Source organism: Lentibacter algarum, assembly GCF_018860975.1.
In the GTDB taxonomy this organism is placed as follows: domain Bacteria; phylum Pseudomonadota; class Alphaproteobacteria; order Rhodobacterales; family Rhodobacteraceae; genus Lentibacter; species Lentibacter algarum_A.
Genome location: NZ_JAHKQI010000003.1, coordinates 296,200 through 304,522 on the forward strand (window position 1 = coordinate 296,200; position 8,323 = coordinate 304,522).

Annotated in this window: 9 protein-coding genes and 1 tRNA gene; 5 read left to right on the forward strand and 5 right to left on the reverse strand. The window is 55.2% G+C overall.

Annotated elements, in window-relative coordinates; all coding sequences use genetic code 11:
• Positions 1-10: 10 nt before the first annotated feature.
• Entirely contained in the window at positions 11-1,381 is a 1,371-nt protein-coding gene (locus KO498_RS04210) for an aspartate aminotransferase family protein (protein WP_215958624.1), read from the reverse strand.
• A 263-nt stretch (positions 1,382-1,644) separates the two neighbouring features.
• Between KO498_RS04210 and KO498_RS04215 the strand changes: the two genes are divergently transcribed.
• The 5 genes from KO498_RS04215 (at position 1,645) to KO498_RS04235 (ending at position 5,594) form a co-directional block, all read left to right on the forward strand.
• Positions 1,645-2,433: an ABC transporter ATP-binding protein gene (locus KO498_RS04215; RefSeq protein WP_215958625.1), complete on the forward strand. Its 789-nt coding sequence runs from the start codon at positions 1,645-1,647 to the stop codon at positions 2,431-2,433.
• A gap of 25 nt (positions 2,434-2,458) precedes the next feature.
• On the forward strand, positions 2,459-3,208 hold the full coding sequence (locus KO498_RS04220) for a transporter substrate-binding domain-containing protein (RefSeq protein WP_215958626.1): 750 nt from the start codon (positions 2,459-2,461) through the stop codon (positions 3,206-3,208).
• Positions 3,209-3,375: 167 nt separating this feature from the next.
• The gene (locus tag KO498_RS04225) at positions 3,376-4,089 is read left to right on the forward strand and encodes an ABC transporter permease (protein ID WP_252731271.1); all 714 of its coding nucleotides are present in this window, start codon (positions 3,376-3,378) and stop codon (positions 4,087-4,089) included.
• Between the two features lie 3 nt (positions 4,090-4,092).
• Positions 4,093-4,788, forward strand: a complete 696-nt coding sequence (locus tag KO498_RS04230; RefSeq protein WP_215958628.1) for an ABC transporter permease — start codon at positions 4,093-4,095, stop codon at positions 4,786-4,788.
• Between the two features lie 8 nt (positions 4,789-4,796).
• Positions 4,797-5,594 (forward strand): dimethylarginine dimethylaminohydrolase family protein, encoded by a 798-nt coding sequence (locus KO498_RS04235; RefSeq protein WP_215958629.1) that lies wholly within the window; start codon positions 4,797-4,799, stop codon positions 5,592-5,594.
• A 16-nt stretch (positions 5,595-5,610) separates the two neighbouring features.
• Here KO498_RS04235 and KO498_RS04240 read toward each other — a convergent pair.
• From KO498_RS04240 to KO498_RS04255, 4 genes are all read right to left on the reverse strand, one after another.
• Positions 5,611-5,686, reverse strand: a tRNA-Trp gene (locus KO498_RS04240).
• 71 nt (positions 5,687-5,757) lie between these two features.
• Complete coding sequence (locus KO498_RS04245; protein ID WP_215958630.1) at positions 5,758-6,333, reverse strand: hypothetical protein; 576 nt, start codon at positions 6,331-6,333, stop codon at positions 5,758-5,760.
• 145 nt (positions 6,334-6,478) lie between these two features.
• Positions 6,479-7,552 carry a GSCFA domain-containing protein gene (locus tag KO498_RS04250; protein ID WP_215958631.1) on the reverse strand — a complete coding sequence of 358 codons (1,074 nt, stop codon included), beginning with the start codon at positions 7,550-7,552 and terminating at the stop codon, positions 6,479-6,481.
• Positions 7,553-7,618: 66 nt separating this feature from the next.
• A complete protein-coding gene (locus KO498_RS04255; protein WP_215958632.1) occupies positions 7,619-8,275 on the reverse strand; it encodes a CatB-related O-acetyltransferase in 657 nt (218 codons plus the stop codon).
• Positions 8,276-8,323: the final 48 nt, after the last annotated feature.

Sequence of the window (8,323 nt, forward strand, 5' to 3'; positions counted from 1 at the left end):
GTTCTAGGCTCTAGCCCAGAACGGATTTTACAGCTTTGGCCGTCTTACCAACGACCTCGTCAGCCTCGGCTTTTGTCAGGCAGAACGGCGGAGCAAAGCCCAGGATATCCCCCTGTGGCATCGCACGTCCTATCACCCCCTGCTCAAGCAAAGCAGCAGCAATCGTCGGGCCGGTTTTCTCGCTTGCATCAAAGAACTTGCGGCCCTCACGCTCTTGCACAAACTCGACGGCACAGAGCATTCCCGTTCCGCGAATATCACCGACATTGGCATGTTCGCCTAGGGCATCGCGCATAGCTGCATTGAGGTAAGCACCTGTTTCACCAGCGTTATTGATCAGTTTCAACTCATCAAGCAGCTTGAGGTTGGCAACACCAGCAGCGGCTCCGATAGGATGTGCAGAGTAGGTCCAACCATGGCCAATGGGCCCGTTCTCGTCGGTGCCTTGCTCCAGAACCTTCCACATTTTCTCGCTCACAATCGAGCCAGAAAGCGGTGCATAGGCCGATGTAAGCCCCTTAGCGATGGTGATCAAATCGGGCTTCATACCATAGTGATCTGAGCCGAACATGCTGCCCAATCGTCCAAAACCAGTAACAACCTCATCAGCAACAAGCAGGATATCATGCTTGTCCAACACCGCTTGAATTGCAGGCCAGTAGCCCTCCGGGGGCGGCACGATCCCGCCAGTCCCAAGCACGGGTTCACCAATGAACGCCGCGATTGTATCTGCGCCTTCACGGGCGATCATCGCCTCAAGCTCTGCGACGCAATGCGCCGTAAACTCGGCCTCTGACTGGTTCAGGTCATCGCGGCGGAAATAATACGGCGCGTCGGTGTGCAGCACTTGCGTCAATGGCAAGTCAAACTTTTTGTGAAACAATTCAAGCCCCGTCAGCGAGCCTGTCATCAGCCCCGAGCCGTGGTAACCGCGCCAGCGAGAGATAATCTTCTTCTTCTCAGGGCGGCCAAGTATGTTGTTGTAATACCAGAGTAACTTGACATTGGTCTCGTTTGCGTCAGAGCCACCAAGGCCAAAGTAAACCTTGCTCATGTTCTCTGGCGCGCGATCAAGGATCATCTTGGCAAGCGTAATGCTCGCCTCGGTTCCGTGCCCGACATAGGAGTGATAGTAAGCCAGTTCGTGCGCCTGTTCAGCAATCGCTTCGGCGATTTCGCTGCGACCGTAGCCAACGTTTACACAGTATAGCCCGGCAAAGGCGTCCAGCAGTCGGTTGCCGTCGCGGTCTTCAATATGGCAGCCTTTTGCGCCGGTGATAACACGCTGCGGCAAGTCTCCTCGGGCAAAATCGGCAAGGTGTGTTGACGAGTGGAAAAAGTTGTCGCGGTCCCACTCTTCGAGTTTATCATTCTTTAGCATGGAGTGCTCCTATGGGTTATATCTCACCTTTATGCCGGAGCTCAGCGTGCAGATGGTTAGCATTTCGTCGTTACTGCATCCCAAAATTCGCTTGATAAATCCAGTGTTTTTTCTCGTCTCGCATAACTCCGTATCGCCATAGTCATCCGAAAATTCTAGGAAAACAGTTGCGCAGCAAGGGTTACGCACTAAGCTCCTACTGTTGCCCCGTAAGGATTCTCTTGCATTCAGAGGCCCTTGCATCCCTAACCGCATACGGAAATATGACTGAAAAACCTCATTCAAACGGCCCGTCAGCAACGCTAGAAGTGCAGGATTTGCACAAGTCGTTCGGTGAACTGGAAGTCCTCAAAGGCGTGTCGATGACCGCTCGCGAAGGTGACGTAGTCTCGATCATCGGCTCATCCGGCTCAGGCAAAAGCACGTTTTTGCGCTGCATCAACCTGCTTGAAATGCCAACCTCGGGTAGCATCCGTCTAAGCGGTGAAGAACTTAAGTTTAAGGGCAGTGGCGCCAAGCGTATGGCCGCTGACAAAAAGCAAGTTACCCGCCTGCGATCGCAACTCGGCATGGTGTTTCAGAGCTTTAATCTCTGGCAGCACATGAGTGTTTTACAAAATGTTATGGAGGGCCAGGTACAAGTGCTTGGAGTGCCCAAAGCCGAGGCCCGCGAACGCGCCGAGAGCATTTTGCAACGTGTCGGCCTCTATGAGAAACGCGACCAGTATCCCGCGTTCCTGTCGGGTGGGCAGCAGCAACGCGCCGCTATCGCACGCGCTGTTGCGATGGAACCCAAAGTAATGCTTTTTGATGAACCCACATCAGCGCTTGACCCCGAGCTTGTCGGAGAAGTGCTTAAAGTTATTCGAGGCCTCGCCGAAGAAGGCCGCACCATGATCCTCGTCACGCATGAAATGAAATTCGCGCGGGACGTGTCGTCTGAAGTTGTCTATCTGCACGAAGGCCGCGTCGAAGAGCGTGGCGCGCCAGGTGATGTCTTCAACAACCCATCGAGTGAACGCTTCGCTGCGTTCATTCAAACAGACCACTAAACAATTGTTAAACCGGGAGAATACCATGAAACTTACAAACATCCTTGGCACAGTTGCCGCTCTGGCAATCACTGCTACAGCCGCTACAGCCGAAATCAAAATCGGCTTTGCAGCCGAAGCTTACCCACCCTTCACAGCCAAGAACGCAGCTGGCGAATGGGAAGGCTTCGAAGTTGATCTCAAGAACGCGCTTTGCGCCGCAATGGAAGAAGAATGCGTTGTTGTTGACGTTGCGTGGGACGGCATCATTCCTGCACTCTTGGGCGGCAAAATCGACGCAATCGTGGCCTCTATGTCGATCACAGAAGAGCGCATGAAGACTATCAACTTTTCCGACAAATACTACAACACACCAGCCGTTCTCGTAGCGCCGAAAGACATGATGATCGACGGTACGAAAACCGATGGCAAGATCATCGGCGTGCAGGTCTCAACCATCCACCAGAACTATGCAGAGAAGCATTTTCCTAACGCAACTGTCAAAACCTACGGCACCTTTGACGAGCACAACGCCGACCTGACAGCAGGCCGCGTTGACGCCGTTGTTGGCGATTCAATCGCTTTCGCTGACTATCTTGCGTCAAACGACAGTGTTGAAGTTAAAGCCGAGCTGTCAGACGAAGAAGTCTTCGGCCCGGGCGTTGGTGTAGGTCTTCGCAAAGACGACGCCGAATTGACAGCCAAGTTCAACGCAGCGATCAAAATGATCCGCGAGAACGGCACCTATGACGAAATCGGTAAGAAATACTTCGACTTCGACATCTACGGCGGCTAAGGCCTCTCGCGCGCCGGAGAGTGTTCTTCGGCGCGCAACTTTGACTTCATAGGACTTCACCTAGTTTCATGGAAAACGCGCTCGACCTTCTCGCACTATCGCCCCCCGGCTGGGGCGGCAACTTGCTGCGTGGGCTTTGGAGCACATTCCAGACTACTCTGCATTCCATGGAAAACGCGCTCGAACCTCTCGCACTTTCGCCCCCCGGCTGGGGCGGCAACTTGTTGCGTGGGCTCTGGAGCACCTTCCAAATCGCCGCTGGCGCATACGCTTTGGGCCTAACGCTCGGGCTGTTCGGCGCATTTGGTAAAATTTATGGCGGCCCTGTTTTGCGGGGCACACTGGCGGTTTACACCACAGTTATTCGCGCCGTTCCCGAGCTGGTGCTGATACTGTTGCTCTACTATCTCGGCACTGATCTGCTCAACATTGCGCTCACTTCGATGGGGTTCGAGCGCATAGACATCAGCGGGCTTTGGGCGGGCATCTATGTCATCGGCTTTGTGCAAGGTGCCTATTCAACCGAGGTTCTGCGCGGCGCGTTTCAGGCTGTTCCTTTCGGGCAGATCGAAGCTGCTCGCGCCATCGGTATGAGTGCTTTCAAGGCTCACTGGCGGATCATCCTGCCAGCAATGGTGCCTTTCGCTATCCCCGGCCTTGCCAACCTCTGGCTCATAGCCACCAAGGAAACAGCCCTGCTTGCTGTTGTCGGCTTTTCTGAACTGGCGCTTGAAACCAAGCAGGCGGCCGGTGCAACCAAGTCCTACTTCCTGTTCTACTGTGCCGCCGGTGCGCTTTACCTATTGCTCTCGCTTGTTTCGACGGGCGTTTTCTCACTGGTCGAGCGACACTTCCGTCGTGGCCAACCGCAGCAGAGTTAGCGCATGGATTGGTCCTGGCTCCCCGAATATCTGCCGCGCTTTGGCGAAGGGCTTTGGCTGACCATTCAGCTGCTATTCTGGTCGATCCTGATCGGCATGTCCCTCGCGATCCCTATCGGGCTTGTCCAAGTCACTGGCCCACGCCCACTGGCATGGCTGGCCCGCGGCTTTACCACCGTCATTCGTGGCACGCCCCTGCTCATCCAGCTCTGGCTGATCTACTACGGCGTCGGCTCGCTCTTCCCGTCGATGCCCGGCATCCGTGACAGTTTCCTCTGGCCTTACCTCCGCGAGGCCTTCCCCTATGCCGTGCTGGCCTTCTCGCTCAGCGTAGCGGGCTACGAGGGCGAGATCATGCGCGGAGCCTTTCGTGGTGTGCCCAAAGGCGAGCTTGAGGCCGCCCGCGCTGTCGGCATGACACCCTTTCAAGTGTTGCGCCGCGTCTGGCTGCCGAGAGCTTTGCAAAACACCTTTCCGACACTTACAGGCGAGTTCATCCTGACACTCAAAGCCACACCTTTGGCTGCAACGATCACAGTGTTTGAAGTTTACGGCATCGGCTCCATCGTGCGGCAAGAAACCTACAAGATCTACGAGCCGCTGTTGTTTGTCGCAGCAATCTATCTCTGCCTCACGGGCGTCCTTGTGCTCGGCTTCCGCTATCTTGAAAACCGCATACCAAAACAAACCCGCAGCTAGAGGTATCTATGTCAGCGCGCTCATACACTTTCACCCACGCGATCTCGCGTCGCCCTTCCAAAAGCATCATCGACGGTCTGCGCGCGATCGACATCGGAACGCCCGACCTTGCATTGTTTGAGGCCCACCATGCCGACTATGTGGCCGCTCTGCGCTCGACAGGCGCTAAGGTTGAGCTGCTCGAAGCAGACGAAGCCTACCCCGACAGTGTATTCATTGAAGACGCAGCCTTGTGTCTTCCCAAAGGCGCCGTCGTAATGCGGCCCGGAGCACCCTCCAGACTCGGAGAAGCTGCCGTTCTGGCCCCGACGCTTGCCAGTTACTACAGCGACATCCGCACAATTGATGCGCCTGATTTTATCGAAGGAGGCGACATTCTGACAACCGAGCGTGAAATACTGGTCGGCACCTCGGCGCGCACAACAACAGGCGGCATCGAAGCCCTACGCCGTGCCACGGCTGACTGGGGCTACACTGTCCGCGAAGTCCACACGCCCGAAGGCGTGCTGCATTTCAAAACCGACTGTTCTTTGCTGGATGAAGAGACCATCCTCTCGACCGAGCGCTTGAGCGTATCGGGCTGCTTCGAGGGCTACAAAGTCCTGCACACCGCCGAAGGAGAAGAGGCCTGCGCCAATGCGATCCGCTTTAACGAGCTGGTGATCATGCCTGCGGGCTTCCCGAAAACCGCCGAGATGCTTGACAAAGCTGGGTATAACCTGCGCCTCGTGGGCAACACCGAGGCTGCCAAGCTTGATGGCGGCATGTCTTGCCTGAGCCTGCGGTTTTCACCGCCAGTGGCGTAACGCAATTTTGAGAAAATGGCAGGGGCGTGGGGGCTCGAACCCCAGACCTACGGTTTTGGAGACCGTCGCTCTACCAACTGAGCTACACCCCTGCAGAGAGCTTCCGGATAGAATGTGTGCTGGCGGAAATCAAGGCGTTTTTGATCTTATTGCGAGAATTCCCTCAGAGCGACAAACCGTTTAGAAGCTTCGCCGCATAGGATGGCGCTTTGTGGCTGGCGTCTTGCTTCTCAACAGCGCCCTCTACCGCGTATTCACCTTTCGTGAACATGCCTTGGGTTATCATGTCTTCAGGTTGGTGTAGCAACTCCAAGCCTCGGGATTCAAACGCCGCGATAAGCGCATTCCATATACGCTGCCGCATTTTCTCGGTTGCCTGCGTGACAATGGGGTAGTTGCTTAAAATGCGGCCCTCTTCGGTTTGGTCAACGATGCCCCAAACCGGAAATCCGGCATAGGCAAACACGATCCGCGCCGCCCCTGCCTTCTTGAATTTTACAGCCATACGCACACTGCGTCTGTCGTTCAGGAACGTATCTGCAGCACAACGTAACACAGCATCGCTCACGGCGCAGTCTTCATCCGCGAGCAGGCTTAGATAGGGTGCAAAGAACTCGGCCAGCCGAAGCCTGACGCCATAAAAAACAAACACATCAAAATCGTTTGGCGCGATCCGTTTGCGCCCGTTTCCGTTGACACGCAGCACCATTTCCTCTGCCGAGGGTTTGATCGGTTGCATGCCTCCTTTGCCAAAATGGATGTGGCGGAACTCGGACCCTGCACCCCCCCAAAACTCGATTTGACCGGCCTTAAAGTTGAGTAACCCCTGACGTGTTGCATGTTGCACGGACGCGAGGTTGCTATCCCCGAAAATGAGCAGGCTCTTACTTCTCAAAGGCACTCAAAAGTTCCTCCTCACATTTAACATCACTTGAACGCACTGAAGACTTTCGCTTCTTTCCTTTGGCCTTCTTCTTTTTCGTCGGAACCGAACTTGGAGGCCCGAAAACCCGCTCTTGTTCGGCAAAAAAGTGTGACATCACCGTCTGCACACCCTGTGGCTCAACACTGCGCATATTGCTGGCATAGAACATGCCCCGAAACACCGGATGCGTGATGATTTCATAGGAAGGGAAATAGTCGACGTTATCATGGCGCGCTGCGGCTTCGCCTGCAATCGCGCGCAACACTGACTTGGAATAGCTGGTTGCGGTTAAAACATGTTCGCCCGAGGCGCTGGCGATAAGCGGAACCGGCGACACTGTGAGCAGCACTTTCAAACTCGGATTTTCGCGGCGCAACAAAGCGATAGCGGCTTCAAGATCACTCGCAGCCTCGGATACAGGCGTATTGTGAAAACGGTGCAGCTTGGCGTCAAACTGCGTGCCAGCCGTAGTGCCCGGACAAAGAGCATACTCCAACCCGCTTTCGGTGTTTCGCCAACATTCTGTCAGCCCGAGCGTGAACACATAGACATCGCCTTCACGAACAGCTTTTCGCATCGCGACGAGTGTCGCGTGGCGTGCTTCGAGCAGTTCGTCGCGGCTTGTAAACCCCTCAGGCTCGATCACGGGCCGCAAAGGGTCATACCAACGCCCGTCTAGTTCCCAGAGCTCACCTGCTTTTGCATCACCAAAGGCCTGCTTAAGCCATTGCAGCAACATACGTGGCGTATAGATATTACCGGTTCGCACACTGAAAACACCGTAGTTGAACGCGCTGGCATCTTCGCCGCGTAGCCAAGGCGGTGCGGGTTCGGCGTCAAACCAACAATACCCCCTCGCAGACAAAGCTTTGCCAAAATGTTGGGCAAAACAGCTGCCCGATGTCACGATACGATGCTCGGGTTTAACCTCGAAGCGTGGAGACCAAAGTCGTTCAAGCCCATGCGCGCCCTTGTCAGCGACCGCACTGCGCCAAAAGGCTTTTTCGGCTAGGTTTTCATAAGGGTTGCTCATGCCACAGGTATCTTTTCAGAACATTGTTTCCAAAACCGTAACAAAGCTGTCAACTAGCAACAATAGCTATGGTGTCAAACTGGCCGCCGCGGCCTCAAGTGCACTTAAATCAGCTCCGCAAATGGCCGCTTCATTCGCAAGCACATGCTCGATTGGCCAGTTCCACCATTTGGTCTTCAGAAGCGCACTGACGATCTCATCTTGAAACCGTTGGCGAATGTGGCGCGCAGGGTTCCCAGCGACAATCGTATAAGCTGGTACATTTCCTGCAACGACAGCACCCGCAGCAACGATCACCCCGTCACCGAGTTGCGCGCCTGGCATGATCATGGCCCCCGTTCCGATCCAAACGTCATTGCCTATAACCGTGTCGGCACCGGCCTCGGGCATCGACGCGCGGCCCTCAAGCGGCCCGTCAAACACTGCAAAGGGAAAGCTCGAAAATCCGTCGAACCGATGGTTTGCGCTTGCAGTGATAAACTGCACTCCACTGGCGATTTGGCAATATCTGCCGATGATCAGTCGTTCTGGCGAAAAGTCGTAGAGATATGGCGCAAGCGATGCGGCCCAATCGCTTGGAGGGTTGTGCGCGCTGGCGTAAGTATATTCGCCAACGTCAATGCGTGGGTGATCTATTGCAGCACTCAAAAACACGCTGCCCTCGTGCGGTGATCCATCAGGCAGCCGAATGGGGTGTCTTTCTCTCGGGCTTGGAAAACTCATACTGTTGGCCTTTCACCAGCGTCACGCCAACTTACACCACCGCAAAGC

Bases quoted from the DNA above. Each gene is read 5' to 3' on its own strand.
- KO498_RS04210 (WP_215958624.1), bottom strand. From the start codon at position 1,381: ATGCTAAAGAATGATAAACTCGAAGAGTGGGACCGCGACAACTTTTTC.
- KO498_RS04215 (WP_215958625.1), top strand. From the start codon at position 1,645: ATGACTGAAAAACCTCATTCAAACGGCCCGTCAGCAACGCTAGAAGTG.
- KO498_RS04220 (WP_215958626.1), top strand. From the start codon at position 2,459: ATGAAACTTACAAACATCCTTGGCACAGTTGCCGCTCTGGCAATCACT.
- KO498_RS04225 (WP_252731271.1), top strand. From the start codon at position 3,376: ATGGAAAACGCGCTCGAACCTCTCGCACTTTCGCCCCCCGGCTGGGGC.
- KO498_RS04230 (WP_215958628.1), top strand. From the start codon at position 4,093: ATGGATTGGTCCTGGCTCCCCGAATATCTGCCGCGCTTTGGCGAAGGG.
- KO498_RS04235 (WP_215958629.1), top strand. From the start codon at position 4,797: ATGTCAGCGCGCTCATACACTTTCACCCACGCGATCTCGCGTCGCCCT.
- KO498_RS04245 (WP_215958630.1), bottom strand. From the start codon at position 6,333: ATGCAACCGATCAAACCCTCGGCAGAGGAAATGGTGCTGCGTGTCAAC.
- KO498_RS04250 (WP_215958631.1), bottom strand. From the start codon at position 7,552: ATGAGCAACCCTTATGAAAACCTAGCCGAAAAAGCCTTTTGGCGCAGT.
- KO498_RS04255 (WP_215958632.1), bottom strand. From the start codon at position 8,275: ATGAGTTTTCCAAGCCCGAGAGAAAGACACCCCATTCGGCTGCCTGAT.